Origin of the sequence: Demequina sp. NBRC 110056, from assembly GCF_002090155.1 — a bacterium.
Classification (GTDB): Bacteria; Actinomycetota; Actinomycetes; order Actinomycetales; family Demequinaceae; genus Demequina.
Map to the genome: position 1 here is coordinate 88,880 of NZ_BBRM01000008.1, position 25,910 is coordinate 114,789.

The following is a 25,910-nucleotide window of genomic DNA, read 5'->3' on the forward strand; positions in this document are numbered from 1 at the left end:
GCGGGACAATGGAGCCATGCCGCGCCGCTCCGACACCGCCATGGTCGAGGACGTCATCGCCTGGTTCGCCGCGGAGGCGCGGGACCTCCCGTGGCGCCGCCCCGACTGCACGCCGTGGGGCGTGCTCGTGTCGGAGGTGATGCTCCAGCAGACGCCCGTCGTGCGCGTCGAGCCCGTCTGGCGCACGTGGATGGAGCGGTGGCCGGAGCCTGCGGACCTGGCCGCCGCGGGCCAGGCCGAGGCGGTGCGCGCCTGGGATCGCCTCGGCTATCCCCGCCGCGCGCAGCGGCTGTGGCAGTGCGCCCAGGCCCTCGTCGACCGGCACGGCGGCGTGGTGCCGAGCGACGCCGACGCCCTGCGCGCCCTGCCGGGCGTGGGTGACTACACCGCGGCCGCGGTGCGCGCCTTCGCGTTCGGCGAGCGCGACGTGGTCCTGGACACCAACGTCCGGCGGGTCATCGGCCGCGCATGGCGCGGCGAGGCCCACCCCGCTGCACACCTCGCGCGTGCCGAGCGCGAGGCCGCGGGCGCGCTCGTTCCGGAGGACGTCGACGAGTCCGTGGCTTGGAACGCCGGATCCATGGAGCTGGGCGCTCTGGTGTGCTCGGCGCGTGCGCCCCAGTGCGAGGCGTGCCCGCTCGAGGCGGACTGCGCGTGGCTCGAGCTCGGGCGCCCCGGGCTTGGTGAGGGATCGGGGCGCACGCAGACCTGGCACGGGACGGACCGTCAGGTGCGCGGCCGCATCATGGCGGTGCTGCGCGGCGCCGAGGGCCCGGTCGCGCTCGACAGGGCCGCGCACTTCCCGGACGTCGAGCCCGCCCAGTTCGCCCGCTGCCTGCAGTCCCTGCTCGACGACGCGCTCATCCGCCCCGCCGGAACCCGCTTCACCCTGTAGCGCGGCGACCCGCGTCACCCTGGAGCGCGGCGACCCCCGGCACCCTGGAGGAAGGTCCTCTGCGCGCATCGCCACCGGCACGCGTGCTGGAGGAACGTGATCCCACGAGAGCCCTGGAACACTGGGCCCATGAGGTCGATGTCCACCGTGTACCGCGCGCTGCTGATCGTGTCGATCGCCGCGGTCATGATCTGGGGCTGGACCTACCTGCTGCCCCGGCTCGTCGGTGACGAGGCAGACCCGGCCGCGAGCACATCGGCGCCCGTCACGGACGCCTGGACGGTCACCCACGTCTACGATGGCGACTCGATGGTCGTGGAGCGCGACGGCGTCGAGGAGGACGTGCGCGTCATCGGCATCGACACCCCGGAGCGGGGCGAGTGCGGCGCCGACGAGGCGCGCGAGGCCGCGCAGGTCACCCTCGAGGGCCAGCCGGTGACGCTCGTGCCGGGCGCGCAGGACGACCGGGACACGCACGACCGCCTGCTGCGCTACGTCGAGATCGACGGCGAGGACTACGGCTACGAGATGATCGCGTACGGCTTCGCGATCGCGCGCTACGACTCCCGGACCGGGATGCCGCACGACCGCGAGGACGCGTACCGCGAGCTCGACGCCGAGGTCGAGCACCTGTGCCCCGACTTCGACGGCGCCGCGGGCTGACGCGCGAGCCTGACCCGACCGGCGAGTTGTTCGTGCACAAACTCGCGGATGAACTCAGGAGGCGGGCTCTGGCTGTGCGTACCGCGAGCGTCGCTACGTGAGTTGATCCGCGAGTTCGTGCAGACCGGGCCGACGCGCGAGCCTGACCCGGCCCGCGCATCGGCGCTGCGCGGCTCCTACCAGTTGTGGTGCGTGCCGTGGACGGCGTGGGGCTCGATCGCCGCGATCTCGTCCTCGGTGAGCGCGGGGAAGTCGAGCGACGCGACGGAGGTGCGCAGCTGGGCCGCCGACGACGCGCCCACGAGGGCCGACGTCACGTGGTCGCCGCGCAGCACCCACTGGATCGCGAGCTGCGCGAGCGTCTGCCCGCGGCCCTGAGCGATCTCGTTGAGAGCGCGCGTGCGCGACAGGTAGGTCTCCGTGAGCTGCTTCTCCTGGAGGAACTGCGAGTGCGTGATGCGCGATCCCTCGGGAACGCCCTGGAGGTAGCGGTCCGTGAGCAGGCCCTGCGCGAGCGGGGAGAAGACGATGGAGCCCACGCCCTCGTCCTCGAGGGTGCCGATGAGCGCCTCCTCGGGCGAGCGCTCGTACATCGAGTACGAGAACTGGTGGATCAGCAGCGGGGTGCCGAGCTCGCGCAGGATGCCGATCGCGGTGCGCGTGTCCTCCGCGCCGTAGTTCGAGATGCCGGCGTACAGCGCCTTGCCCGAGCGGACGGCCTGGTCGAGCGCCATCATCGACTCCTCGATGGGCGTGTCCGGGTCCGGGCGGTGGTGGTAGTAGATGTCGACGTAGTCGAGCCCCATGCGCGTCAGCGACTGGTCGAGCGAGCTCAGCAGGGTCTTGCGCGATCCCCACTCGCCGTACGGGCCGGGCCACATGTAGTAGCCGGCCTTGGTCGAGACGATGATCTCGTCGCGGTACGGGGCAAGGTCCTGCGCGAAGATGCGGCCGAAGTTCTCCTCGGCGGAGCCAGGCGGCGGGCCGTAGTTGTTCGCGAGGTCGTAGTGCGTCACGCCGAGGTCGAAGGCGGTGCGGATGGTCTCGCGCATCGTGTCGGTGTCGTTGGCGCCACCGAAGTTGTGCCATAGGCCCAGGCTCACGCCGGGGAGGCGAAGTCCGGAGCGTCCGGAGCGGCGGTACTGCATGGTCTCGTAGCGGGCGGCGTCGGCCACAAACGGGTCGTGTGTCATGCGCTCCAGCCTACTGACACGCGGACGCCGGAGGGCCGATGCGGTGGTCACCTCGCCGCGCGCATCGGCCCTCACGCGTGGGAACGCGGAAGAGCCCGGTCACCGCCAACGGTGACCGGGCTCTCCGGATGAGCTGAGTAGGGCTACTCGCCCGGGGCGTGCCGCGTGGGCTCCTCGCCCTCGTCGTCGGCCGACGCCTCGGGGGACTCGCCGCCGCCGACGCGGACCTCGGCCTCGCTGGCGATGGGCTCGCCCACCACGTCGTCGCGGTCGATGCCCTCGAAGGTGAACTCGCCGAGGATGCCCTCGCCCTGAGCGTCCACGCGGACGATCTGGCCCGAGGTGACCTCGCCGAAGAGGATCTTCTCCGACAGCGGGTCCTCGATCTCGCGCTGGAGCGCGCGGCGCAGCGGACGCGCACCGAGCACGGGGTCGTAGCCCTTCTCCGCGAGCAGCCGCTTGGCCGCCTCGGTGAGCTCGATGCCCATGTCCTTGTCCTTCATGCGCTCGTCGAGGCGGGCGACCATGAGGTCGACGATCTCGATGATCTCCTCCTGCGTGAGCTGCGGGAAGACCACGACGTTGTCGACGCGGTTGAGGAACTCTGGCTTGAAGTGCTCCTTGAGCTTGCCGTTCACCAGCTTGACCATGTCCTCGTAGCTGTGGCCGGTCTCCGACACCACGGAGAAGCCCGTCGCCTGACGGCGCGAGATCGCGTCGGCACCGAGGTTGGTGGTCATGATGATGATGGTGTTCTTGAAGTTCACCTCGCGGCCCTGGGCATCGGTCAGCTTGCCGTCCTCCAGGATCTGGAGCAGCGAGTTGAAGATGTCGGGGTGGGCCTTCTCGACCTCGTCGAAGAGCACGACGGAGAACGGCTTGCGGCGCACCTTCTCGGTGAGCTGGCCGCCCTCCTCGAAGCCGACGTAGCCGGGAGGCGCACCGAACAGGCGTGCCACGGTGTGCTTCTCGCCGTACTCGGACATGTCGAGCGAGATCAGCGAGTCCTCGTCACCGAACAGGAACTCGGCGAGCGCCTTGGCGAGCTCCGTCTTTCCGACGCCCGTGGGGCCGGCGAAGATGAACGAGCCGCCGGGACGCTTGGGGTCCTTGAGGCCGGCACGGGTGCGGCGCATCGACTGGGCGAGGACCTTGATGGCCTGCTCCTGACCGATGACGCGCTTATGCAGCTCCGACTCCATCTGGAGCAGGCGGCTGGACTCGTCCGAGGACACGCGGGTCACCGGCACGCCGGTGGACATCGCGAGCACCTCGGCGATCAGGTCCTCGTCCACGACCGCGGCCACGTCGAGGTCGCCCGACTTCCAGGCCTCCTCCTTCGAGGCGCGCTCCTCGGAGAGGCGACGCTCGACGTCGCGAAGCGAGGCGGCCTTCTCGAAGTCCTGCTCGTCGATCGCCGACTCCTTGTCGCGACGCACGTTCGCGATCTTGTCGTCGAGGTCGCGCAGCTCGGGCGGGCTCGTCATGCGGCGGATGCGCAGGCGCGCGCCCGCCTCGTCGATGAGGTCGATCGCCTTGTCCGGCAGGAACCGGTCGGAGATGTAGCGGTCGGCCATCTGCGCGGCGGCCACGATCGCGTCGTCCGTGATGGTGACGCGGTGGAACGCCTCGTAGCGGTCGCGCAGGCCCTTGAGGATCTCGATCGCGTGGCTCAGCTCCGGCTCCGGCACCTGGATGGGCTGGAAGCGGCGCTCGAGCGCGGGGTCCTTCTCGACGTGCTTGCGGTACTCGTCGAGCGTGGTCGCGCCGATGGTCTGCAGCTCGCCGCGGGCCAGCATCGGCTTCAGGATCGAAGCCGCATCGATCGCGCCCTCGGCGGCACCCGCACCGACGAGGGTGTGGATCTCGTCGATGAACAGGATGATGTCGCCGCGGGTGCGGATCTCCTTCAGCACCTTCTTGAGGCGCTCCTCGAAGTCACCGCGGTAGCGCGAGCCGGCCACGAGCGAGCCGAGGTCGAGCGTGTAGAGGTGCTTGTCCTTCAGCGTCTCCGGCACGTCGCCGCGCACGATCGCCTGGGCGAGGCCCTCGACGACGGCGGTCTTGCCGACGCCGGGCTCGCCGATCAGGACGGGGTTGTTCTTGGTGCGGCGCGACAGGACCTGCATCACGCGCTCCATGATCATCTCGCGTCCCACGACGGGGTCGAGCTTGCCCTCGCGTGCGGCCTGCGTGTAGTTGCGGCCGAACTGGTCGAGGACGGTCGAGCCCGAGGGCTGGCCCTCCTGGGGGCCGCCGCCACCGGCGGTCGCGGGCTCCTTGCCCTCGTAGCCCGAGAGCAGCTGGATGACCTGCTGGCGCACGCCGCCGAGGTCGGCGCCGAGCTTGCCGAGCACCTGTGCCGCCACGCCCTCGCCCTCGCGGATGAGGCCGAGCAGGATGTGCTCGGTGCCGATGTAGTTGTGGCCCAGCTGCAGCGCCTCGCGCAGGGACAGCTCGAGCACCTTCTTGGCGCGCGGGGTGAAGGGGATGTGGCCCGACGGCGCGTGCGAGCCCTCGCCGATGATCTCCTGGACCTGCTCGCGCACGCCGTTGAGGGAGATGTCCATGGCCTCGAGCGCCTTCGCGGCGACGCCCTCGCCCTCGCGGACAAGGCCGAGCAGGATGTGCTCCGTCCCGATGTAGTTGTGGTTGAGCATGCGCGCCTCTTCCTGCGCGAGCACCACCACACGTCGGGCTCGATCGGTGAACCGTTCGAACATGTCATCCTCCTTCGATCCGTCCGGCCGGGGCCGGGGTCGCCGCAGTCACCTGTGGCTTCTGGATCCAGGCTAACCAGGGCGAGGCCGTGCTCATGCCCGTGTTCGCCACCGGCGTGACAGGTGCGACATGCCCGTAACATCGCGCCGATGCGCGGGTCGCGCCTCGGAGTGCCCAGCACCCCTGGAAGCATCGGGGTTGGCATCCCCCGAGAGGATGACGGGACCAAGGACCGGTTCGCGACGGTCGCGTCCCTATTAAGTTCGAGGCAGCAACGAAAGAGAGCGCCGACGGCGCGAGAAGGGATGTCCCCACCATGATCGAGGCCAAGGACCTCACCAAGAGATACGGCAGCAAGACCGCCGTCGACCACGCCAGCTTCACCGTGCAGCCCGGGATCGTCACCGGCTTCCTCGGCCCCAACGGCGCCGGCAAGTCGACCACGATGCGCATGATCCTCGGCCTCGACCGCCCGACCGGCGGCACCGTGACGCTTGGCGGCAAGCCCTACGCCAAGCTCGACAGCCCGCTCGCGGAGATCGGCGCGCTCATCGACGCCAAGGGCGTCCACCCCCGACGCAGCGCCCGCCAGCACCTGCGCGCGCTCGCGGCCACGCACGGGATCTCGGACAAGCGCGTCGACGAGGTCATCCAGATGACCGGCCTCACCGAGGTGGCCAAGAAGAAGGCGGGCCAGTTCTCGCTGGGCATGGGCCAGCGCCTCGGCATCGCGGGCGCGCTGCTCGCAGATCCCCAGATCGTCATGATGGACGAGCCCGTCAACGGCCTCGACCCCGACGGCGTGCTGTGGGTGCGCCAACTCGCCCGACACCTCGCGTCGACCGGCCGCACCGTGTTCCTGTCGAGCCACCTCATGAGCGAGGTCCAGCAGACCGCGGACCACGTCATCATCATCGGCCGCGGCCGCATCCTCGCCGACGCGCCCCTGGACGAGTTCGTCAAGGCTCACGCGAGTGGCGGCGTGTCCGTCACCTCGCCCGACGCCGCGACGCTCGCCGGGCTGCTCACGTCGGCCGGCGCCACCGTCGAGCCCGGCAAGGAGCGCGAGATCCTCACCGTGACGGGCCTCGACGCCCTAGGTGTCGGCCGCATCGTTCGCGACAACGGGATCCTCATCTCCCAGCTGCGCGACGACACCACCACCCTCGAGCAGGCGTACATGCGCCTCACCGCCGAGGAGACCGAGTACAAGGCCGGCGTGCCCGGCACCGCCGAGACCGCATCGGCCCCGACCGAGGAGGTCTCCAAGTGACCGCCACCGCCGCCCAGCGCGCCGTCCCCGTGCGCAAGGCCACCTACGGCCGCGCCGTGAAGTCCGAGTGGATCAAGGCGCGATCGCTGCGTTCGACGTGGATCCTCATGGGCTTCACGCTGCTCGCCTTCATCGGCATCCCGCTGCTCGCGGCCAGCCCGACGGACAGCTCCTTCGCCAGCGCGAGCCTGCTGTTCAACGGGCTCGACTTCGCCGTCATCCTGCTGGCGATCTTCTCGGCGCTGCTCATCACGTCGGAGTACACCACCGGATCGGCGCGTAACACGTTCACGGCCACGCCTTCCCGTGGAGCGGTGCTCGCTGCGAAGACCACCATCGCGGTCCTGTTCGCCCTCGTCGTCACCGTCGTGGCTGTGGGGGTCGCATGGGCGATCGCGCTGCCGGCCGATGCCGCGGCGATCGACCTGGCCGACACCGAGACGATGCGCCTGTTCGGCGGCAAGCTGCTCGGCCTCGTGGTCGTCGTCGTGCTGTCCGTCTCGCTCGGCACGCTGCTGCGCAGCGCCGTCGGCACGATCTTCACGATCCTCGCGATCGAGCTGATCGCGCCGCCGATCCTGCTGTCGGTGGGCAACACCATCGCCAACTGGGTGGGCGCGCTGCTGCCCTTCACCCTCACCAGCCAGGTGATCGCCACGGACCCACCCGGGGCGGGCGAGGTCGGGCTCGCCTCGGGCCCCGCGCTCTTGGTGCTGCTGCTGTGGGCGATCATCCCGTTCGTGCTCGCGGTGCTCTCGCTGCGCAGCCGCGACGTCTGACCGGACCGCCCGGACCACGGGCCGGCCACGCCAAGAGGGCCGATGCGCGGGAAGCCTCCCGCGCATCGGCCCTACGTCGTATGCGGCCCTCGCCGGTCCCCAGGGACGAACGGCGAGACGTCCGTGGGAACGCGTGGAACCGACCCGTTCTCACGGAACGATCGCTGATGCGCCCGTGAGAACGGGGGCCGTCGCGACCGCGCGGCTACGCCTCGACGAGGATCGTCATCGGCCCATCGTTCACGAGCTCGACGTCCATCATCGCCCCGAACACCCCGCTGCCGACCGTGAGCCCCCGCGCGCGCAGCGCCTCGACCACCGCCTCGACGAGCGGCTCGGCCACCGGCCCGGGCGCGGCGCCGTTCCACGACGGCCGGCGCCCCTTGCGGACGTCCGCGTACAGCGTGAACTGCGACACCACGATGACGGGAGCGTTGACGTCGGAGGCCGAACGCTCGTCGTCGAGGATCCGCAGCTCCGCGATCTTGCGGGCGATCGTCGCGACCTGCTCGGGGCCGTCATCGTGCGTCGCCCCCACAAGCGCCACGATCCCTTGACGCTCGAACGACGCCGTGACGCGCCCCTCGACCGTCACCGACGCGCGCGAGGCACGCTGAAGCACGGCGCGCATCGGCCGTCTACCAGCCCCCGTTGGAGCGGTTGCCGCGTCCGCCCGAGCCGTAGTTGTTCTGGCGCACCTTGGGGCGCACGTCCACGAAGTAGTAGATGACCACGGCGATCGCCGCGATGCCGAGCAGCCCGAGCGCGCCACCGCCGCCGAAGCCGAACACGTTGGGACCGAACGGCAGCGGGGGCATGGACACGAACGCGATGAGCGCCGCGACGCCCATGATGACGAGCCAGATCGTCTTGCTCTGCTTGCCCGCGTTCGTGAACGCGGTGGTGGGGTACTTGGCCGCGTCGATAAGCGCCCACACCGAGCCCACGAGGGCGCCGGCGGAGATGAGCCAGATGACGAGGGCTTGCAGGAAACCGAACACGTGCGGCCTTTCAGTAACGGTCGGAGGTGCTCAGGCCAGTCTAGGCGGCAGCACGGTGAGCCCCTCGGCGCGGCCCGCGTCCGCGAGACGCCGGTCCCAGGCGGCCAGGATGGGCTTGGCCTCCGCGAGCAGCAGCGCGCTCGCGAGGTGGATCGCGTCGCCCGCGCGGAGCGGTCGGCGGTCGGCGAGGTCACCGGCGTGCTGGGCGATCGCTGGGGTCACCTCCACCGTGGCGAGCGAGGGCCACAGCTCCTTCCACCGGTCGCGCGCCTGCGCGGCAGGCGCGGCGTCGATGCGGCCGATGCGCTCGGCGGCCGCCAGCACCGACCTCACCTCGGCGTCGGCGATGCGGGAGGTGACGAGCGCGTCCGCGTGCTTCCACAGCCCGACGGCGAGCGGCGTTCCGGTCTCGAGCACGCACAACTTCACGAGGGCGGACGTGTCGACGTAGACGACGGCCACGGGCTACCTCCGCATGCGGCCGAGCAGGCTCGACAGCGCATCCTTGGCGGCCTCAGCCTGGGGCAGTCGCGGCACGGCCCGCGACTCGGCGGGGGGAGTGATGAGGCCTTCGGCCTCGAGGCGCGTCAGAAGGTCGGCTGACTCGACGCCGGTGAGGCGCGCGACGGGCACGCCGCGCTCGGTGATGATGACGGCCTCGCCGTCCTTGGCGGCCTCGAGCGCCTGGGTGAGGCCCTTGCGCAGCTCCGTCACTGAGATCTCCACGGTTGTCACCGTACTCCCGCGTGGCGGTGATCGGCAGGTGGCGCGCGGTCCTCCAGGGCGCTCGTGGGCAGAGAAGCGCGCAGAGATCGTTCCTACAGGAGCGGCAGACGAGGACGGTGGGCCGATGCGCTCGCTGGGTCAGTCGGGCAGGTCGCCGCCGTCGGCGGCGCACCCCTTGCCCATGAGCAGCCCCTTCATCGTGGGCCCGGGCTTGGGAGGACGGTCAGCCGAGAAGCCGTCCGCGTTCACGATGAGCTCCTGGCTCGCGGCGAGCGGTCCGCCGTCGGACGGCACGGTGAGCACCGAGGACGGGTCGACGGAGCGCTTGAGCACCGCCAGGGCGATCGGTCCCAGCTCGTGGTGGCGCGCCACGGAGGTCACGCGGCCCACCTCGCGGGCGTCGTCGCCGTCGCCCTGCAGGACCGGAGCGCCCGGCTCCGGCAGGGCGTGGCCCGAGCCGTCGAGGTGCAGCATCGTCAGGCGGCGCGGCGGCCGGCCCACGTTGTGGACCTTCGCGACGGTCTCCTGGCCGCGGTAGCAGCCCTTGTGCAGGTGGACGGCGGTGCGCAGCCAGTCGAGCTCGTGCGGCAGCGAGGTCTCGTCGACCTCGCGCGCGGCGCGCGGACGATGCGCGGCGATGCGGGCGGCCTCGGTCGCCCAGGTGCCGACGAGGGTCCAGCCCGCCTCGACGCGGGCGTCGATCGCGGCCTCGAGCTCGGCGCGCGGCACGAGCACCAGTCGCCATGCGCGCTCCGCGCCGGCGTGCGGCTGGTCGGGGGTCGCGGCGTAGGTGGTGCCGCCCGCGACGATGCCGGGCCACGGGTCGACCCACGTGACCGGCTCGCCGTCGGCCGCGGGGGCGGCGACGGCCTCGCCCAGCGCGGCCCAGTCCGCAGTGGCGTCGGCGACCTCGACCCGCAGCATGAAGCGCATGCGATCCAGGAACAGTGCGAGCGCGGGGGCGGACTCGGAGATCAGCCACGCGGTCTCGCCGTCGTCGACGATGCCGGCGACGTGCTCGATGCGCCCTTGCGGGGACAGGATCATCAGCTCGCTCGACTGGCCGGGTGCCAGGGCGCCGACCTGCTGCGTCGACAGCGAGTCGAGCCACGACAGCCGGTCGGGCCCGGTGACGGTGACGATGCCGAGGTGCGACTGGTCGGCGACGGCGCGACCGGCCTCGAGCGCGCGCTGCTCGGCGGTGGGATCGCCGTAGTGCCACGCGACGCCGGCATCGGCGCCCGTGTCGTCGACGGCGCCGGGTCGGGTCAGCAGGGGGGAGGTCATGGCGGGGGAACGTCTGGCGGCCGCGGAGGATTCCGGGCTACTCGGCCTCGACGCGGGAGAGCTCGGCGCTCATGTAGGACTGCAGCTCCTCGCCGAAGGCCGCGAGGTCCCACGCCCACATGAGCTGGCCGCTGACGTTGCCGTACATGCGGGTCGCGCCCCGGACGGACGGCCCGGACTCGGTCGCGGCGGCGAAGCGCGTCGCGAGGTCGATGCGGCCGTTGCCCACGGCACCCATGTAGCAGGTGAGCAGCCCGGAGGCGTCGGACAGGACGACCTCGACGGGGTGCTGGAAGTCCTGGAGCTCGACGCCTTCGGGAGCCTCCGGCGAGACGCGCCAGAACCCGGACTCGACGGCCCACACCTGCCCCTGCTCGCCGTCGGGCCCCATGAGGGACGTCGTGGCCGAGTAGGTGAGATAGGGGCCGCCGTCGTGATCGAAGACGACCTCCTGGACGATCTGCGCTCGCGGCACGCCGGGGTAGGCGACCTCCCCGTGGCCGGACCAGCGACCCACGAGCCACGCGAGCGGGTAGACCTCGGGGGCGAGGCCCTCGGGGAGGGTGAAGGTCACCGGCGCGGGCTCCGGAGGATCCGCCAGCCGATGATGCCGGTGATCCACGTGGTGGCGCCGAAGGCCGCCACGGCGAGGGCGGTGAAGGCGATCTCGAGTCCGGTCATGATTCTCCGATCCTATCCCGGGCGGCTATGGCCGGGTCGTCAGGCGGTGCGCGCTCCCGCGCGCTTGATGAGCAGGTAGATCTCGCAGCCCAGGCAGAAGCCGAAGACCGCGTTGAGGAACGAGGCGACCGTCACGAACGCGCCGAAGAGCCAGAAGCCCCAGTCGAGCCCGAGCAGGCCGAGCACGAGCGCGGCCGCGGACATGCCGAGGCCCATCTGCTGGGCGAAGCGCGGCGGGCGGAAGGACTCGGTCTCCGTGGGGGCGCCGATGCGCGGACGGATGAGGCGCTTGAACAGCGCGGACTGGAGGGTGGCCTGGGGCCCGACCAGGGCGCCGGGCAGGAACAGGGCGACGAGCACTGCCATGGCCACGAATCCCGCAGTGGTGGCGCCCAGCACGAGCGCGATCACGGCGACCGTGAGCGTCACGGTCGCGCCGAAGCGGTAGCCGCGCGGGTCGATCTGGACGTCCTCAGCCATCGGTGGTCCTCCTTGGCGGTCGATTCTAGGGGGCGCCGGCCTAGATGGCGTACCCGTCGGAACGGGAGGCCACGGCGGCGAGCGCCTGCTGGGCCTGCTCGACCGTCGGGGCGCCATCCATGCGGGCGACGATCGCGCCGTCGCCATCGAGGACGAGCGTGGTCGGGGTGCGCATGATGCTCAGCTCGCGGGCGAGGTCGAGCCGCTCGGAGGCGTCGATCTCGAGGTGGGTGACGTGCACGTGCTGCTCGGCGACGCCGCGCAGGAGGCGTGCCGTGCCCGGGCACTTCGAGCACATCGGCGTCGAGAACTGCACGAACGTCGCGTGCGCGCCGCGGGGCGCGCCCAGCTGCTCGGCCGTCAGCACGTCCTCTGAGCTCAGCGCGCGCACGCGTCCCTGGCGACGCTGCCACCACCAGTAGCCCAGCGACGCCACCGCGAGAAGGGCGACGATCACGAGCGCTCGTTCCAGCATCGGCCCTCCGTCCTCAGTCCTAGCCGATCAGCAGGCGTCCGCCGAGATAGATGAGGACGCCGGCCACCAGAACAGGCGTGACGGCCGACGCTATTCCCGCCCACACGGAGTGGGGGCGCGGCTCGCGGCGGTACATCTCGGCGATCGGCACCACAGCGACGCCCGCGGCGATGCCGACCAGGATGCCGCCGTACCAGGTCACGGACTCGAACAGGAGGCCGGTGGCGCCGCCTGACGCGGCGGCCAACACGAGCGCGCCGACGGTGTTGACCGTCGCGTTGCGCGTGAGCACGGAGGCGATGGCGGCCATGGCGAGCGCGGCGGCGCCCGTGACGACGAGGTCCTCCGCGCCCGGCGTCCGGCTCGAGGCCACCCACGCGGCGCCCGCGGCAGCGATCGCACCGCCCGACGCGGTCGCGGCGACGGCGGTCACGGCGCGACCGGGCGGGCTCGCGAAGAACACCTCGGAGATCAGCGCGGCCACGACGATCGCGGCGACCGCGACGACCATGTAGCGCAGGTACGGCTCCTGACGCCCGAGCACCACGGACGCGAGGGCGATGAGGGACCCCGCGCCGATGATCGAGGTCGACACCCACCGGCGCGACACCCGCGCGAGCACCGGCCAGCCGACGGCGAAGCCGACCATCACCAGCAGCACGCCAGCAGCGAGATACCTGGTCCCCAGGAACCCGGTGGTGGCGATCACCGATGCCGCGACAGCAGTGATCGTCGCCCGGGTGGTGGGATTCATGGGGGTTAGTGTCTCATCCACCACGCCGCTACAGTTAAGGCCGAACGGAGGTGGCGATGGCCGACCTGTTGGTGCTGACACCGTCGCGTGACGGTGCGCCTGACGTCCTGCCCGCCCTCGGTCTGCTCTCCCACAGGACTCGGGTGCTGCCGCCCGAGCCGTCCGCCATGCTGGACGCCCTCGACGCCGACGTCGTGATCGTCGACGGCCGCCACGACCTGGCCGAGGCACGTAACAACTGCAAGCTCGTGCACGTCACGGGCGTCTCGGTGCCCCTGCTGCTGGTGCTGCGCGAGGGCGGCCTGTCGATCGTGAACGCCGACTGGGGCGCGGACGACGTCGTGCTCGCCGACGCCTCGCCGGCCGAGGTCGAGGCCCGCATCCGGCTGATGATCGGCCGCGCGAACGCCGAGGACCCGCTCGAGAAGGCCGCGGAGTTCTCCTCCGGCGACCTCACCGTCGACGTGGGCGGCTACACCGCCCGACTCAAGGGCGTGCCGCTCGACCTCACCTACAAGGAGTTCGAGCTCCTCAAGTACCTGATGCAGCACCCGGGCCGCGTGTACACGCGCGACCAGCTGCTGCAGGAGGTGTGGGGCTTCGACTACTACGGCGGCACGCGCACCGTCGACGTCCACGTGCGACGCCTCCGCGCGAAGCTCGGCGCGGAGCACGAGCACCTCATCGGCACCGTGCGCAACGTCGGCTACCGCTTCGACCCCCCGCAGCCCAAGCAGCCCGCCGCCGAGCGCGGCGACAAGGAGAGCGCTCGGTAGGCTGGGGGCACCCCCTGACCCCCCACCCGGAGACTCGATGGCCACCTCCAGCAACTCCCGCCTGTTCTCTCGTCTGACGCCGTCCACCGAGCGCACCCTCGCGGATGTGCTGCGCGCGGAGCGTACGGGCGGCATCCTGCTCCTCGCGGCGACCGTCATCGCGCTGATCTGGGCGAACTCGGCCTGGTCAGAGTCGTACGAGACCATCAAGGCGTTCGAGTTCGGGCCCGAGTCGCTGCACCTGCACCTGTCGGTCGAGGGCTGGGCCAAGGACGGCCTGCTCGCCATCTTCTTCTTCGTGGTCGGCCTCGAGCTCAAGCGCGAGATCGTCGCCGGTGAGCTGCGCAAGCCCGCCACCGCGATCGTGCCCATCGTTGCCGCCATCGGCGGCATGGCGGTCCCCGCGGGCATCTACGTCGCCGTCAACCTCATGCAGGAGGGCGGGTCGACGGCTGGGTGGGCCGTGCCCACCGCGACGGACATCGCCTTCGCGATCGCCGTGCTCGCCGTCGTCGGCAAGTGGCTGCCGAACGCCCTGCGCGCGTTCCTGCTGACGCTCGCCGTGGTCGACGACCTGCTGGCGATCATCATCATCGCCGCGTTCTTCTCGTCCGACCTGCACTTCGAGTGGCTCGCCGCGTCCGCCGTGGCCATCGCCGTGTTCGGCTTCCTTGCACGCAAGGGCATCACCCACTGGTGGATCCTCATCCCGCTGGGCGTCATCGCGTGGGCGACCATGCACGCCTCGGGCGTGCACGCCACCATCGCGGGCGTCGCGCTCGGCATGGTCGTGCCTGCCGTCGCGCGCAAGGGCGAGCGGTCGTCGCTCGCGGAGCATTGGGAGCACCTGTGGCGTCCGGTCTCGGCCGGCGTCGCGGTGCCGATCTTCGCCCTGTTCGCCGCGGGCGTCGCCATCAGCGCCGAGAGCCTCGCGACCGCCGCGGCGGACCCGATCGCGCAGGGCATCTTCCTGGGTCTGGTGGTCGGCAAGCCGCTGGGCATCCTGCTGTTCACCTTCGTGGCCGCGAAGATCCTGCGCGCAGGGCTCGACCGAGGCCTGTCCTGGTGGGACGTCGGCTCGGTGGGGTTCGTCGCCGGAATCGGCTTCACCGTGTCGCTGCTCATCGGCGACCTGGCGTTCGGCGACGAGAGCACCGTGGGCGCCGAGGTCAAGATGGCCGTGCTGTTCGCGTCGCTCACCGCCGCGATCATCGGTGCCGTCCTGCTCACGTGGCGGGACCGGCACTACCGGCGCATCTACGAGCGCCGCTCGACCCCCCTCGAGGAGTCGCGCCTCGTCGCCCAGCGGTTCGGCGCGCTCGGCGCGCGCGAAGACGTGGACGTCGACGAGCTGCCGGCGCCCGATGCCGAGGACCCGAACCCGGACAAGCACTAGCGTTCCGGCTCCCGGCGGCGCGTTCGCAGCGCCGATGCGCGTGTCAGGACGCGGGCGCCCTCACCTTCGCGCCGGGTGCGCTCGGGCACAGGGCGGCGATCTCGCACGCGCCGCACTCGGGCTTGCGGGCCTTGCACCGGCGGCGCCCGTGGAAGATCACGCGGTGCGACCACAGCGTCCACTCGCTGCGCTCGACGAGCGCCATGAGGTCGCGCTCGACCACGACGGGGTCCTCGTTGACGGTGAGGCCCAGGCGGCGGGCGAGGCGACCCATGTGGGTGTCGACCGTGATCCCGGGCACTCCGAATGCGTTGCCGAGCACCACGTTCGCGGTCTTGCGGCCGACGCCCCGCAGCGTGGTGAGGTCGTGCAGGCGGCCCGGCACCTGGCCGTCGTAGCGCTCGACGATGTCGCGGCTGAGCCCCAGCAGCGACTCCGCCTTCGCCCGGTAGAAGCCGGTGGGCTTGATGAGCGCCTCGAGCCGGTCGCGGTCCGCGCCGGCCATCTCCTGGGCGTCCGGGTAGACGGCGAACAGCCCCGGCGTGACCTGGTTGACGCGCACGTCGGTGCACTGCGCGCTGAGCACCGTCGCGACGAGCAGCTGGAACGGCGTCTGGTAGTCCAGCTCGCAGTGCGCGTCCGGGTAGACCTCGGCGAGCGCACGGTTCACGGCGCGCGCGCGGCGCGTGAGCGCCACGGGCGGTGCGTCCATGCCCTCGACAGCGACGGTGAGGGGTGTGCGGGAGGCCATGGATCCAGCGTAGGCGAGGGCCTCAAGGCCGCTCGCACGCCGGCCGATAGAGAGGGCGTCGGAGCGCGCCGCGCCCGTGTCCATCGAGCCCGGAGGTGACCGTGCCCACGTCGGATCTGTCGGCTCAGGTCACCGAGCTTCGGCACCGCCGCCGCGAGATCCGCCGCGAGCTCGCGAGGGTGCGCTGGTGGCGCCGCCTGGTGCAGGCGCGCAAGGACCTCGTGATCGCCCAGCTGGCCGACGTCGCCGAGCTCGAGCGGCTCGGGATGGACGACGCCTGGGAGGCGCTCGCGGCCGATGCTCCCACCACGGCGGAGCTGTCGGGAGCCGTGTGGCCCGACGCGGAGAGTGCGACTCCCGCGAGCGTGGAGGCGCTCCAGAGCCTCGATGCCCGGCTACAGTCGTACGAGGACCGTGTCAGCGACAATCTGGAGATGGTGACGGGGCAGATGGTGAGAGCACTGGGACAGCAGCGCCGAGTGTCCACCCCCCCGCGAGGAGGCGACCATGGGTGAGTCACCCCGCGAGGAGCAGCTGCTCCGGTCGTCGCCGCTGTTCGCCGGCATGGACGGCAACTCCGCTCGCTCCCTCATCGCGACCATGACGCGCATGGAGCTCGCCAAGGGCGACGTGCTGTTCAACGAGGGCGACGAGGGCCAGGCGCTCTACGTCATCGTCAAGGGCAAGATCAAGATGGCCCGCACCGCCCGCGACGGACGCGAGAACCTGCTCGGGCTGCTCGGCGTGGGCGACATGCTCGGCGAGCTGTCGGTGTTCGACCCGGGGCCGCGCCTGTCGCGCGCCCACGCGGTCGAGGACTCGATCATCTACGAGCTGCCCAAGGCGGTGCTCGACACCTGGCTCGACGATCACCTCGAGATGTCCCGCCACCTCATGCGTGCGCTCGCGCAGCGCATCCGCCGCATCTCGAACACCATGGCCGACCTCGTCTTCTCGGACGTGCCCGGCCGCGTCGCGAAGGCGATCCTCGACCTCGGCCACCGCTTCGGACGCATGGAGCGCGGCCACGTGACCGTGCGTCACGGCCTCACCCAGGAGGAGCTCGCGCAGCTGGTGGGCGCCTCCCGCGAGACGGTCAACAAGGCCCTCGCGGACTTCGCCTCGCGCGGATGGATCGACGTCCACATCGGCGCCGTCGAGGTCTACGAGCCCGAGCGCCTGCGCGCGCGCTCGCGTTGACGCCCCGCTAGCCCACCCGACGCCGTCGAGAAGGCGAGGGGCGGGCGCTGCTGGCGAGCGCATCGGCCCTCCGACCGCGCCCTGGCGGTCGATTCTCGTGCATCCATCGCCCTCGATGAGCGAGTGGGGCCCAACTCGTGCACTACGGACGGGTGATGAGCGAGAATCCACCGCCAGCGGGTCAGAAGGGGCGCAGCTCCGCGATGAGCTCGATCTCGACGGGAGCGCCCAACGGCAGCGACGCGACGCCCACCGCGGACCGGGCGTGGCGGCCCGGCTCGCCGAAGACGTCGGCGAGGATGCCGCTCGCACCGTTGAGGACCGCGGGCTGGCCCGTGAACCCGGGCGCCGAGGCGATGTAGCCGGTCATGCGGACGATGCCGAGCACCGAGTCGATGCCGCCGGCGACGTTCGCGACGGCCGCGAGGGCGTTGAGCACCGCGGCGCGCGCGCACTCGACGGCCCGTTCGGGGCCCACGTCACCCGCCCTCGCGCCGACGACGCCGGTCGCGACGAGCTCCCCGTCGACGAGAGGCAGCTGGCCGGACGTGTAGATGAGGTCGCCGTGGCGGCGCGCGGGGGTGTACGTGCCGACGGGCGTCGCGACCTCGGGCAGGGTGAGTCCGAGGTCGGCCAGACGGGACGAGGCGCTCATGACTTCGGGCGCTTGAGGTAGGCGACGAGGCCGCCCGTCGGGCCGGTCACGACCTGCACGAGCTCCCAGCCGTCCTCGCCCCACTGGTCGAGGATCTGCTTGGTCACGTGGTCGATGAGAGGTACAGTCGCGTATTCCCATTGCGTCATGCGACGAGAGTATCGCGCGCCCGCAGGAACCCTCCACGGGTATCGAGCGTTGAGCATGGGACGCAAAGGTCGTCCAGACGGGGACGTAAGGTTGGTATATGGGCTTCTTCACTTCTCGCCGCGCGCGCCGTGATGGCCACGTGACGGTGGTGCAGCTGCTGTCCGCGCTGTTCATGTTCGTCGCCTTCGCCGTGATCGGCGGGTTCCTCCTGGCAGGCATCGCCCTGCCCGCGGTGACCGTCGCCGGCAGCGCCGTCAACGGCTCCGTCGAGATCTTCGAGGAGCTCCCCGACGAGCTCGAGTCCGTCGAGCTGCCGCAGCAGTCGAACATCTACGCCCGCGACGGGGAGACCCTCCTCGCGACCTTCTACAGCCAGAACCGCGTGATCGTCCCGCTCGAGGAGATCTCGCCCTGGATGCAGAAGGCCGTGGTCGCCATCGAGGACAAGCGCTTCTGGGTCCACAACGGCGTCGACGGCGAGGGTTTGCTGCGCGCGGTCGCTGAGAACCTGCGCACCGAGGGCGGCGAGCAGGGAGCGTCCACGCTCACCCAGCAGCTGATCAAGAACACCCTCCTCCAGGACGCCCTCGAGATCGACGACTCCGAGGAGCAGGCCGAGGCGATCGCGGAGGCCACCGAGGCGACGATCCCCCGCAAGATCCGCGAGTGGCGCCTCGCCCTCGCGTTCGAGGAGAGCCGCAACGAGCGCTACGGCGACCAGTGCGACGGCACCGACCCGGCGGTCAACTGCGGCAAGGAGGACATCCTCCAGCAGTACCTCAACATCGCGCAGTTCGGCCGCAACATCTACGGCGTCGAGGCTGCCGCGCAGTACTACTTCTCGAAGCCCGCCGCTGAGCTGTCCGCGCTCGAGGCCGCGACCATCGCCGGCATCACGCAGAACCCCTCGCGCTGGGACCCGACCCGTACCTTCGACACCGACGACGGCGCGGTCGACAACTACGACCAGGCCGAGGTCCGACGCGACGCCGTGCTCGGCGTCATGTACGAGCAGGACATGATCACCGAGGAGGAGTTCAACACCTACGAGGCGATCCCGGTCGAGGACACCCTCAAGGTCTCGGCTCCCAAGTTCTCGTGCTCCGCCTCGGACATCGCGCCGTTCTTCTGCGACTACGTCACGAAGATCATCTCGAAGCACGAGGTGTTCAACACGGACACCCAGAGCGGCAACGACCTGCTCTACACCGGTGGCCTGGACATCGTCACGACGCTCGACGTCAAGAAGCAGGAGATCGCCAACGAGGAGCTGCGCTCGACGCTGCCGATCGATGACCCGTCGGGCTTCGCGACCGCGATGGTCGCGCTGGACCCTGACACCGGTCAGATCCTCGCGATGGCGCAGAACCGCGACTTCGACCCCGCCGCCGAGGCGGAGGGCTCGACGTCCATCAACTACTCCGTCGACCGCGAGTGGGGCGGCTCCCGCGGCTTCAGCCCCGGCTCGACCTTCAAGCCCGTGATCCTCGCGGCCTGGCTCGACTCGGGACGCTCGCTGCGCCAGATCGTCCAGGGATCCATCCAGGAGTACGAGGACGGCGACTGGGCGGACTCGTGCAACGGCCCCGTGAACTTCTACGGCAAGCCGTGGAAGCCGGGCAACGTCGGCAACACCGGCGCCTCCAACCAGTCTGTGCTGCAGGCGACCGCGAACTCCGTCAACACGGCCTACGTCGCGATGGCCAGCCAGCTGGACCTGTGCGACATCGGCGACATGGCCGAGTCCCTCTACTTCGAGCGCGCCGACAACGCCCCATTCGAGCTCGTGCCGTCCTCGGTGCTGGGCCCGCAGAACTCGTCGCCGCTGGGCATGGCCGAGATGTACCAGATCTTCGCCAACGAGGGCGTCCACTGCGAGCCGCTCGCGATCCTGTCGATCACCACGCCCGAGGGCGAGGAGATCCCGGTGCCGCAGCAGGACTGCCGCCAGGCGATCTCCGCCGAGCTCGCGGCCGGCGTCACCTACGCGCTGCAGGGCGTGATGACCGAGGGCTCGGGACGTCGCACGCAGCTCGAGGGCCGCGTCTCCGCCGGCAAGACCGGCACGTCGCAGCAGAACATGCACACCTGGTTCGCGGGCTACACGCCGCAGCTGGTGTCCGTGTTCTGGCTGGGCAACCCCGACACCGACACCCCGCAGCAGCGGATGCGCATCGGTGGCCGCTACGAGCCCTTCTTCTACGGCTCGACGCTCATGGCTCCCACCTGGGAGAAGTTCATGGAGCGCTCGCTCGAGGGCGTGGAGGCGGTGGGCTTCCCGTCCGTCTCCGACGAGATGCTCAACGGCGTTCCGGTCCAGGTGCCAAGCCTGGTAGGCCGCTCCGAGTCGACGGCGCGCTACCTCGCCGCGGAGGCGGGCTTCTACCTGCGGGTCTCGGACCAGCGGGTGTTCTCGAACTCCGTCGAGTCCGGCGCGATCGCGTCGCAGAGCCCCGGCTCCGGCGGACGCATGACGCCCGGTTCGACCATCACGGTCTACCTCGCCACGGACGAGCTGCCCAGCTGGTGGTACAACTGGCCCTCCGACTGGGACCGCAACACCGCACCCTCGGACTACTGGGGCGACACGTGGCCGCCGGCGTCGTTCTCGACCAACCCGCCCAACGGCTGGGTCCAGCAGTGCGCCGACGGCGACAACTGGAACGAGGACACCAACCAGCCGTGCCCGGGTTACGACGAGAACGGCAACCCGCAAGGCAACAACGGGAACGGCAACGGCAACGGCAACGGCGACGACGACGACCGCGGCCGCGGTCGCGACGACTGAGCCTCGCGTGGGAGCACTGTCCAAGGTCGCGGGAGCGACCGTCCTGGCCGGCGCCGGCGTGCTCGCGTGGAGCCTCGTCGAGGCGCGCTCCTACGTCGTGCGCCAGGTCGCCGCTCCCGTGCTGCCCGCCGGGTCCAAGCCGCTGCGGATCCTGCACCTGTCGGATCTGCACCTCACGCCGTCCCAGCGCGGCAAGGTGGCGTGGGTGCGCTCGCTCGCGCGCTTCCGGCCCGACCTCGTGGTCGACACCGGCGACAACCTCGCGCACGAGGATGCGGTGCCCACGGCGCTCGAGGCGCTCGAGCCCTTGCTCGCGTTCCCTGGCGTCTTCGTGCACGGCTCGAACGACTACTTCGGACCGCGGGCCAAGAACCCGCTGACGTACCTGCGCGAGCCCACCCGCCTCCACGGTGAGGCCGTGGCCCTCGACCACGAGGCGCTCACGGCGGGCCTGACGGCGCGCGGCTGGCTGGATCTCAACAACGCGCGCGGCGCGCTCGACCTGGCCGGACACGCGGTGTCCTTCACCGGGCTCGACGACCCGCACCTCGGCCGCGACGAGCTCTCCCCGGTCGCCGAGGGCGCAGGTGCCCCGGGCACCCAGGGCGACGTGCGCATCGGCGTCGTCCACGCCCCGTACCTGCGCTCCCTCGAGGCGCTGCGAGCCGACGGCGCGCAGGTGATCCTCGCGGGCCACACGCACGGCGGCCAGGTGTGCGTCCCCGGCTACGGGGCGCTCGTCACCAACTGCGACCTGGACACCTCGCGGGCGAAGGGTCTGCACGGCTGGCCGGGCGCCCGCCCGGACCAGGATGGCGGCGACGACAGCGTCTGGCTGCACGTCTCCGCGGGCGTCGGAACCTCCCCGTACACGCCCATCCGACTGGCGTGCCGACCGGAGGCGACGCTGCTCACGCTGCTGCCGGTGGACGCGCCGTCGCCTGCGCCGGCAGGGGGCTGAGGCCAGTTAGGTTTCAGGCCGTGTCGTCCGGTATCCTGACACGGCTGTTTTCTCGGGGTGTGGCGCAGCTTGGTAGCGCGCCTCGTTCGGGACGAGGAGGTCGCAGGTTCAAATCCTGTCACCCCGACCGAGAGACACACCGGAGGCCCCGACGCTGATGCGTCGGGGCCTCCGGTGCGTTCGGGCTCGAGGCCCGTCCGGCGCCGGCGCGCCTCAGGGACGGTGGGCCGATGCGGCCGCTCGGTACTGCTCGAGGATCACCGGTCGGTGGTCGGGGGCGGGGGTCGCCACGGTCTGCACGGCCCAGGCAGGGCGCTCCCCCGTGAGGGCCCACGCGGCCTGCACGGCCGCGCCCAGCGCGACGTACTCCGCGGGCTCCGGGATCTCGACCGGCGCGTCGAACACCTGCGCCGCGATCGCCTGGACCGCGGGGTTCTGAGCCGCACCGCCGACGATGAGCAGGCGCTGGGGATCGAGGCCCTGCGCGCGGACCGCGGCGAGGCCGTCGGCGAGAGCGCACAGCATGCCCTCGATCGCCGCGCGGGCGAGGTTCTCCCGCGTCGTCGAGGCGAGCGTGAGGCCGCTGAGCGAAGCAGTGGCGTCGGGAAGGTTGGGCGTGCGCTCGCCCTCGAAGTACGGCACGAGCACCGCGCCGCCGGCTCCGGGCTCGGCGGCGAGAGCCAGGGCGCCCAGCTCGTCGTGGGTGACCCCGAGCACGCGCGTGAAGGCGTCGAGCACGCGCGCGGCGTTCAGCGTCGCGACGAGGGGCAGGAAGGCGCCGGAGGCGTCGGCGAAGCCCGCGACGGCCCCGGTGACGTCTCGGGCGGGGACCTCGGTGACCGCGAACACCGTTCCCGACGTGCCGATCGACACGATGGCGTCGCCGGCGGCCGCGCCCAGGCCGAGCGCCGCGCCGGCGTTGTCTCCGGCCCCAGGGCCGACGACGACGGCCGATGCGCTCGCCGAGTACCCGACGGCGCCCGTGCCCGCGCTGTCTCCGGGCCCGAGGACACGTGGCAGGACGGCGTCGTGGCCGAGCGCGGCGATCAGCAGCTCGCGGTCGTACTCGCCGCTGGTGGGCGACCAGTAGCCGGTGCCCGACGCATCGGACCTGTCCGTCGTGAGCTCGTCGAGGACGGGCCCGAGCGGCGCCTCGTCCGCGGGTCCGTAGCCCCGCAGGCGCCAAGTGAGCCAGTCATGGGGAAGCGCGACGGCGGCGACCCGCGCGGCGTTGTCGGGCTCGGCGTCGCGCAGCCAGCGCAGCTTCGTGGAGGTGAAGGACGCGACGGGCACCAGGCCGGTGCGGGTGGCGAGCTCGTCGGCGCCGAGCTCGGCGATGAGGTCCGCCGCGGCGCCGGCCGAGCGGGTGTCGTTCCACAGCAGGGCGTCGCGGATGACGCGGCCGTCGGCGTCGAGGGCGACCATGCCGTGTTGCTGGCCGCCGATCGAGACGGCGGCGACGTCGTCCAGCCCGCCGGCCTCGTCGAGCGCGGTGCGCAGCGCGCTCCACCACGCGGCGGGCGGCACGGAGGTGCCGTCCGGGTGGGACGCGCGGCCCGAGCGGACCACCTCGCCGGTGTCGAGGTCGCGGACGACCACCTTGCAGCTCTGGGTCGAGGAGTCGACCCCGGCGACGAGCGTCATCGCGCGTCCTCTCTGGAGGGGGTGGGGTTCAGGGGAGGTAGAGGAAGGAGCGCGCCGCCCGTCCCGCGCGAAGGAGGACGCGAGGACGGGCGGCGCATGGGGGAGGAGAGCTCAGACGGTCAGCGGGCGCCCATGAGGTGCTCGGTGGCCAGCTGCTGGAGGCGGACGAAGCCGAAGCCGTTGCCGCCGAAGAACGCCTCGGCGTCGAAGTCCTCGTACGCGGAGCGGTCCGCGAGCAGGTCCGCGTAGGTCTCGCCGTCGTTCAGCGTGGGCTTGCCGAGCTCGAGGACCTTCGCCTCCTGCAGGGCCTCCTGGACCTCGGGGTCGGCGCGGAACGCCTGTGCCCGCTCCTTGAGGAGCAGGTACGTCGCCATGTTCGCGCGCACGGACTCCCACACGCCCTTGCTGTCCTCGGTGCGCGAGGGCTTGTAGTCGAAGTGGCGGGGGCCGTCGTAGGCCGGGCCGCCGTTGGGGCCGCCGTGCTCGAGGAGGTCGACCAGCGAGAAGGCGTTGTGCAGGTCGCCATGACCGAACACGAGGTCCTGGTCGTACTTGATTCCGCGCTGCCCGTTGAGGTCGATGTGGAAGAGCTTGCCGTGGTACAGCGCCTGGGCGATGCCCGCGGTGAAGTTCAGGCCCGCCATCTGCTCGTGGCCCGTCTCGGGGTTGAGACCCACGAGCTCGGGGCGCTCGAGCGAGTCGATGAACGCGAGCGCGTGGCCCACGGTCGGCAGCAGGATGTCGCCGCGGGGCTCGTTGGGCTTGGGCTCGATGGCGAACTTGATGTCGTAGCCCTTGTCGGTGACGTAGTCGCCGAGCAGGTTGACGGCCTCGCGGTAGCGCTCGAGGGCGGCGTGGATGTCCTTCGCGGAGTCGTACTCGGCGCCCTCGCGGCCGCCCCACATGACGAACGTCGTGGCGCCCAGCTCGGCCGCGAGGTCGATGTTCCGCAGCACCTTGCGCAGCGCGAAGCGGCGCACGCCGCGGTCGTTGGAGGTGAACCCGCCGTCCTTGAACACGGGGTGCGTGAAGAGGTTGGTGGTGACCATCTCGACGACGATGCCGGTCGCGTCGCACGCGCCCTTGAGGTCGTCGATGGCCTTCTGGCGCTCCGCGTCGGAGGAGCCAAACGGGAAGACGTCGTCGTCGTGGAACGTGATGCCCCACGCGCCGGCCTCGGCGAGGCCGTGGATGGCCTCCACCGTGTCGAGCGGGGGGCGGGTGGCGGAACCGAAGGGGTCCTGGGCCTGCCAGCCGAGGGTCCACAGTCCGAAGGAGAACTTGTCCTCGCGGGTGGGCGTGGGTGCCATGGGTGTTGCTCCGATCGTCATTGATGCGTGGGTGGGCACATCTGTTAGGTTGTTGGCAACAACATAAGCCTGTGGCGGTGACCTGTCAAAATATGCCGACAGGTCAGCGAGAGGAGACAGCGACGATGCTCGACCACACGCCGGGACGGACCCTCACCCCGGGGCGCGGCAGCCGCAACGAGTCGACCCGGCGGCACAACCTGTCGACGGTCCTGTCCCTCGTGCACCACGGCCGCGGCATGTCCCGCGCGGACCTCACGCGCGCGACCGGGCTCAACCGCTCGACCATCGGGCTGCTGGTCGCCGACCTCGTCGGGGCGGGTCTGGTGAGCGAGCGCGCGCCCGAGGCGAGCGGCGTCGGCCGGCCCAGCCCGGTGGTCGTGCCCAATCCCGATGTGGTGGCCATCGCGGTGAGCCCCGACGTCGACGCGGTGGTGCTGGGCGTCGTGGGCCTGGGCGGCGTCGTGCACGCGCGCCGGCGCGTCGAGTTCGCCTCGGTGCCGACCGCCGCAGAGGTCGTCTCCGCCGTCACCGAGCATGCGCGCGCTCTCGTCGGCGCCCCGGGCGTGCCCGAGCGCCGCGTCGTGGGCGCTGGCGTCGCGGTGCCGGGCCTCGTGAGGGTCCGTACCGGCGTGGTCGCACGCGCGCCGCACCTGCGCTGGCAGGACGAGGATCTTGCGAGGCCGCTCGCGGCAGCGCTCGGCGTCGCCGTCGCGGTCGACAACGACGCGAATGCGGCGCTCGTCGCGGAGACGCTGTTCGGCGCGACAAGGGGACGCAGCAGCGTCGTGTACCTCAACGGCTCCGTCTCCGGCATCGGCGGGTCGCTCCTGACCGACGGCGCGATCCTGCGCGGCGCGGACGGGTTCGCCGGCGAGCTCGGGCACACGATCATCCGCGCGGACGGCGAGCGGTGCCACTGCGGACGGCGTGGCTGCCTCGAGACCGAGGTCAACCTGCAGCGCCTCGAGGCCGCCGCCACCGAGGCCATCGACCACGACGACGTCGAGGCCAGCCTCCGGGCACAGGACTCTGGCGCGCTCGCGGAGGAGATCGACCGCCAGGTCGACGTGCTGGGCCGCGCGATGGCGTCCTTCGTGTCCGCCTTCAACCCCCAGGCGGTCGTCCTCGGCGGCTATCTCAGCGCCCTCCACGCCCTGCGCACGGCGCGACTCACGGACACTCTGCAGGACATGGCGTTCTCTCCGCTCGCGGACAGCGTCGAGGTGCTGCCTGCGCAGCTGGGCGACGAGCTGCTCATGGTGGGAGCGGCCGAGCTGGGCTTCGAGGAGCTGCTGGCGGACCCCGGCTCCGCCGCCTGACCAGGCACGTCGTCCCGTTCGACCCTGCG

27 protein-coding genes and 1 tRNA gene are annotated in these 25,910 nt (G+C 71.4%); 12 read left to right on the forward strand and 16 right to left on the reverse strand.

Annotated elements, in window-relative coordinates; all coding sequences use genetic code 11:
• Positions 1–16: 16 nt before the first annotated feature.
• Complete coding sequence (locus B7K25_RS12775) at positions 17–895, forward strand: A/G-specific adenine glycosylase (protein ID WP_084106524.1); 879 nt, start codon at positions 17–19, stop codon at positions 893–895.
• Positions 896–1,024: 129 nt separating this feature from the next.
• A complete protein-coding gene (locus B7K25_RS12780) occupies positions 1,025–1,558 on the forward strand; it encodes a thermonuclease family protein (protein WP_084106525.1) in 534 nt (177 codons plus the stop codon).
• Positions 1,559–1,734: 176 nt separating this feature from the next.
• Here the strand turns inward: B7K25_RS12780 and B7K25_RS12785 are convergent, their stop codons facing one another.
• Together B7K25_RS12785 and B7K25_RS12790 are read right to left on the reverse strand one after the other, a co-directional pair.
• Positions 1,735–2,751: an aldo/keto reductase gene (locus B7K25_RS12785; protein WP_084106527.1), complete on the reverse strand. Its 1,017-nt coding sequence runs from the start codon at positions 2,749–2,751 to the stop codon at positions 1,735–1,737.
• Positions 2,752–2,894: 143 nt separating this feature from the next.
• Positions 2,895–5,474, reverse strand: coding sequence for an ATP-dependent Clp protease ATP-binding subunit (locus B7K25_RS12790; protein ID WP_084106529.1), 2,580 nt, complete (start codon positions 5,472–5,474; stop codon positions 2,895–2,897).
• Positions 5,475–5,788: 314 nt separating this feature from the next.
• Between B7K25_RS12790 and B7K25_RS12795 the strand changes: the two genes are divergently transcribed.
• The gene (locus B7K25_RS12795) at positions 5,789–6,745 is read left to right on the forward strand and encodes an ABC transporter ATP-binding protein (protein WP_084106531.1); all 957 of its coding nucleotides are present in this window, start codon (positions 5,789–5,791) and stop codon (positions 6,743–6,745) included.
• Positions 6,742–7,524 (forward strand): hypothetical protein, encoded by a 783-nt coding sequence (locus B7K25_RS12800; RefSeq protein ID WP_084106533.1) that lies wholly within the window; start codon positions 6,742–6,744, stop codon positions 7,522–7,524. The genes B7K25_RS12795 and B7K25_RS12800 overlap by 4 nt, the downstream gene beginning before the upstream one ends.
• 205 nt (positions 7,525–7,729) lie before the next feature.
• On the opposite strand, the gene dtd is transcribed toward B7K25_RS12800, so the two are convergent.
• The 9 genes from dtd to B7K25_RS12845 form a co-directional block, all read right to left on the reverse strand.
• Positions 7,730–8,155, reverse strand: coding sequence for a D-aminoacyl-tRNA deacylase (gene dtd / locus B7K25_RS12805; RefSeq protein ID WP_084106534.1), 426 nt, complete (start codon positions 8,153–8,155; stop codon positions 7,730–7,732).
• A gap of 7 nt (positions 8,156–8,162) precedes the next feature.
• Positions 8,163–8,525, reverse strand: a complete 363-nt coding sequence (locus tag B7K25_RS12810; RefSeq protein ID WP_084106536.1) for a DUF2516 family protein — start codon at positions 8,523–8,525, stop codon at positions 8,163–8,165.
• 30 nt (positions 8,526–8,555) lie between these two features.
• Positions 8,556–8,987 (reverse strand): type II toxin-antitoxin system VapC family toxin, encoded by a 432-nt coding sequence (locus tag B7K25_RS12815; protein ID WP_084106538.1) that lies wholly within the window; start codon positions 8,985–8,987, stop codon positions 8,556–8,558.
• Positions 8,988–8,990: 3 nt separating this feature from the next.
• Positions 8,991–9,251, reverse strand: a complete 261-nt coding sequence (locus B7K25_RS12820; RefSeq protein WP_084106540.1) for a type II toxin-antitoxin system Phd/YefM family antitoxin — start codon at positions 9,249–9,251, stop codon at positions 8,991–8,993.
• A 138-nt stretch (positions 9,252–9,389) separates the two neighbouring features.
• Positions 9,390–10,538, reverse strand: coding sequence for a folate-binding protein YgfZ (locus B7K25_RS12825; protein ID WP_084106542.1), 1,149 nt, complete (start codon positions 10,536–10,538; stop codon positions 9,390–9,392).
• A gap of 37 nt (positions 10,539–10,575) precedes the next feature.
• Positions 10,576–11,112: an FABP family protein gene (locus tag B7K25_RS12830; RefSeq protein ID WP_084106544.1), complete on the reverse strand. Its 537-nt coding sequence runs from the start codon at positions 11,110–11,112 to the stop codon at positions 10,576–10,578.
• A gap of 146 nt (positions 11,113–11,258) precedes the next feature.
• Positions 11,259–11,699 carry a DUF4395 domain-containing protein gene (locus B7K25_RS12835; protein ID WP_159450213.1) on the reverse strand — a complete coding sequence of 147 codons (441 nt, stop codon included), beginning with the start codon at positions 11,697–11,699 and terminating at the stop codon, positions 11,259–11,261.
• 40 nt (positions 11,700–11,739) lie between these two features.
• Positions 11,740–12,174 carry a thioredoxin family protein gene (locus B7K25_RS12840; RefSeq protein WP_084106548.1) on the reverse strand — a complete coding sequence of 145 codons (435 nt, stop codon included), beginning with the start codon at positions 12,172–12,174 and terminating at the stop codon, positions 11,740–11,742.
• Positions 12,175–12,193: 19 nt separating this feature from the next.
• Positions 12,194–12,928, reverse strand: a complete 735-nt coding sequence (locus tag B7K25_RS12845; protein WP_084106550.1) for a hypothetical protein — start codon at positions 12,926–12,928, stop codon at positions 12,194–12,196.
• A 56-nt stretch (positions 12,929–12,984) separates the two neighbouring features.
• Here B7K25_RS12845 and B7K25_RS12850 point away from each other — a divergent pair, with 56 nt between their 5' ends.
• Positions 12,985–13,704: a winged helix family transcriptional regulator gene (locus B7K25_RS12850; RefSeq protein WP_084106552.1), complete on the forward strand. Its 720-nt coding sequence runs from the start codon at positions 12,985–12,987 to the stop codon at positions 13,702–13,704.
• A 37-nt stretch (positions 13,705–13,741) separates the two neighbouring features.
• Entirely contained in the window at positions 13,742–15,100 is a 1,359-nt protein-coding gene (gene nhaA, locus B7K25_RS12855; RefSeq protein WP_084106554.1) for a Na+/H+ antiporter NhaA, read from the forward strand.
• A 43-nt stretch (positions 15,101–15,143) separates the two neighbouring features.
• On the opposite strand, the gene nth is transcribed toward nhaA, so the two are convergent.
• Positions 15,144–15,851, reverse strand: a complete 708-nt coding sequence (nth, locus tag B7K25_RS12860) for an endonuclease III (RefSeq protein ID WP_084106635.1) — start codon at positions 15,849–15,851, stop codon at positions 15,144–15,146.
• Between the two features lie 101 nt (positions 15,852–15,952).
• Here nth and B7K25_RS12865 point away from each other — a divergent pair, with 101 nt between their 5' ends.
• Both B7K25_RS12865 and B7K25_RS12870 read left to right on the forward strand, forming a co-directional pair.
• Positions 15,953–16,366 carry a hypothetical protein gene (locus tag B7K25_RS12865; RefSeq protein ID WP_144019011.1) on the forward strand — a complete coding sequence of 138 codons (414 nt, stop codon included), beginning with the start codon at positions 15,953–15,955 and terminating at the stop codon, positions 16,364–16,366.
• Positions 16,359–17,051, forward strand: coding sequence for a Crp/Fnr family transcriptional regulator (locus B7K25_RS12870; protein ID WP_084106557.1), 693 nt, complete (start codon positions 16,359–16,361; stop codon positions 17,049–17,051). The genes B7K25_RS12865 and B7K25_RS12870 overlap by 8 nt, the downstream gene beginning before the upstream one ends.
• A gap of 181 nt (positions 17,052–17,232) precedes the next feature.
• On the opposite strand, the gene B7K25_RS12875 is transcribed toward B7K25_RS12870, so the two are convergent.
• Positions 17,233–17,706, reverse strand: coding sequence for a RidA family protein (locus B7K25_RS12875; protein WP_084106559.1), 474 nt, complete (start codon positions 17,704–17,706; stop codon positions 17,233–17,235).
• Positions 17,703–17,855 (reverse strand): DUF4177 domain-containing protein, encoded by a 153-nt coding sequence (locus B7K25_RS13625; RefSeq protein ID WP_144019012.1) that lies wholly within the window; start codon positions 17,853–17,855, stop codon positions 17,703–17,705. Before B7K25_RS13625 ends, B7K25_RS12875 begins: the two co-directional genes overlap by 4 nt.
• Positions 17,856–17,953: 98 nt before the next feature.
• On the opposite strand from B7K25_RS13625, the gene B7K25_RS12880 reads away from it, so the two are divergent.
• The 3 genes from B7K25_RS12880 to B7K25_RS12890 all read left to right on the forward strand — a co-directional run bounded on the left by B7K25_RS12880 (position 17,954) and on the right by B7K25_RS12890 (position 21,732).
• On the forward strand, positions 17,954–20,644 hold the full coding sequence (locus B7K25_RS12880) for a transglycosylase domain-containing protein (protein WP_084106560.1): 2,691 nt from the start codon (positions 17,954–17,956) through the stop codon (positions 20,642–20,644).
• A 7-nt stretch (positions 20,645–20,651) separates the two neighbouring features.
• The gene (locus B7K25_RS12885) at positions 20,652–21,605 is read left to right on the forward strand and encodes a metallophosphoesterase (RefSeq protein WP_084106562.1); all 954 of its coding nucleotides are present in this window, start codon (positions 20,652–20,654) and stop codon (positions 21,603–21,605) included.
• A 53-nt stretch (positions 21,606–21,658) separates the two neighbouring features.
• A tRNA-Pro gene (locus tag B7K25_RS12890) sits at positions 21,659–21,732 on the forward strand.
• Between the two features lie 86 nt (positions 21,733–21,818).
• Here B7K25_RS12890 and xylB read toward each other — a convergent pair.
• Positions 21,819–23,249, reverse strand: a complete 1,431-nt coding sequence (gene xylB / locus B7K25_RS12895) for a xylulokinase (protein WP_084106564.1) — start codon at positions 23,247–23,249, stop codon at positions 21,819–21,821.
• Between the two features lie 119 nt (positions 23,250–23,368).
• Positions 23,369–24,559 (reverse strand): xylose isomerase, encoded by a 1,191-nt coding sequence (xylA, locus tag B7K25_RS12900; protein ID WP_084106566.1) that lies wholly within the window; start codon positions 24,557–24,559, stop codon positions 23,369–23,371.
• A gap of 125 nt (positions 24,560–24,684) precedes the next feature.
• Here xylA and B7K25_RS12905 point away from each other — a divergent pair, with 125 nt between their 5' ends.
• Complete coding sequence (locus B7K25_RS12905) at positions 24,685–25,881, forward strand: ROK family transcriptional regulator (RefSeq protein ID WP_084106568.1); 1,197 nt, start codon at positions 24,685–24,687, stop codon at positions 25,879–25,881.
• Positions 25,882–25,910: the final 29 nt, after the last annotated feature.

What these genes read in the sequence shown, in the direction of transcription:
- B7K25_RS12905 (WP_084106568.1), top strand. Translation starts at nt 24,685, where the DNA reads ATGCTCGACCACACGCCGGGACGGACCCTCACCCCGGGGCGCGGCAGC.
- B7K25_RS12840 (WP_084106548.1), bottom strand. Translation starts at nt 12,174, where the DNA reads ATGCTGGAACGAGCGCTCGTGATCGTCGCCCTTCTCGCGGTGGCGTCG.
- B7K25_RS12845 (WP_084106550.1), bottom strand. Translation starts at nt 12,928, where the DNA reads ATGAATCCCACCACCCGGGCGACGATCACTGCTGTCGCGGCATCGGTG.
- B7K25_RS12795 (WP_084106531.1), top strand. Translation starts at nt 5,789, where the DNA reads ATGATCGAGGCCAAGGACCTCACCAAGAGATACGGCAGCAAGACCGCC.
- B7K25_RS12825 (WP_084106542.1), bottom strand. Translation starts at nt 10,538, where the DNA reads ATGACCTCCCCCCTGCTGACCCGACCCGGCGCCGTCGACGACACGGGC.
- nhaA (WP_084106554.1), top strand. Translation starts at nt 13,742, where the DNA reads ATGGCCACCTCCAGCAACTCCCGCCTGTTCTCTCGTCTGACGCCGTCC.
- nth (WP_084106635.1), bottom strand. Translation starts at nt 15,851, where the DNA reads ATGGCCTCCCGCACACCCCTCACCGTCGCTGTCGAGGGCATGGACGCA.
- B7K25_RS12780 (WP_084106525.1), top strand. Translation starts at nt 1,025, where the DNA reads ATGAGGTCGATGTCCACCGTGTACCGCGCGCTGCTGATCGTGTCGATC.
- B7K25_RS12775 (WP_084106524.1), top strand. Translation starts at nt 17, where the DNA reads ATGCCGCGCCGCTCCGACACCGCCATGGTCGAGGACGTCATCGCCTGG.
- B7K25_RS12790 (WP_084106529.1), bottom strand. Translation starts at nt 5,474, where the DNA reads ATGTTCGAACGGTTCACCGATCGAGCCCGACGTGTGGTGGTGCTCGCG.
- B7K25_RS13625 (WP_144019012.1), bottom strand. Translation starts at nt 17,855, where the DNA reads ATGACGCAATGGGAATACGCGACTGTACCTCTCATCGACCACGTGACC.
- dtd (WP_084106534.1), bottom strand. Translation starts at nt 8,155, where the DNA reads ATGCGCGCCGTGCTTCAGCGTGCCTCGCGCGCGTCGGTGACGGTCGAG.
- B7K25_RS12870 (WP_084106557.1), top strand. Translation starts at nt 16,359, where the DNA reads ATGGGTGAGTCACCCCGCGAGGAGCAGCTGCTCCGGTCGTCGCCGCTG.
- B7K25_RS12880 (WP_084106560.1), top strand. Translation starts at nt 17,954, where the DNA reads ATGGGCTTCTTCACTTCTCGCCGCGCGCGCCGTGATGGCCACGTGACG.
- B7K25_RS12835 (WP_159450213.1), bottom strand. Translation starts at nt 11,699, where the DNA reads ATGGCTGAGGACGTCCAGATCGACCCGCGCGGCTACCGCTTCGGCGCG.
- B7K25_RS12785 (WP_084106527.1), bottom strand. Translation starts at nt 2,751, where the DNA reads ATGACACACGACCCGTTTGTGGCCGACGCCGCCCGCTACGAGACCATG.
- B7K25_RS12875 (WP_084106559.1), bottom strand. Translation starts at nt 17,706, where the DNA reads ATGAGCGCCTCGTCCCGTCTGGCCGACCTCGGACTCACCCTGCCCGAG.
- B7K25_RS12850 (WP_084106552.1), top strand. Translation starts at nt 12,985, where the DNA reads ATGGCCGACCTGTTGGTGCTGACACCGTCGCGTGACGGTGCGCCTGAC.
- xylB (WP_084106564.1), bottom strand. Translation starts at nt 23,249, where the DNA reads ATGACGCTCGTCGCCGGGGTCGACTCCTCGACCCAGAGCTGCAAGGTG.
- xylA (WP_084106566.1), bottom strand. Translation starts at nt 24,559, where the DNA reads ATGGCACCCACGCCCACCCGCGAGGACAAGTTCTCCTTCGGACTGTGG.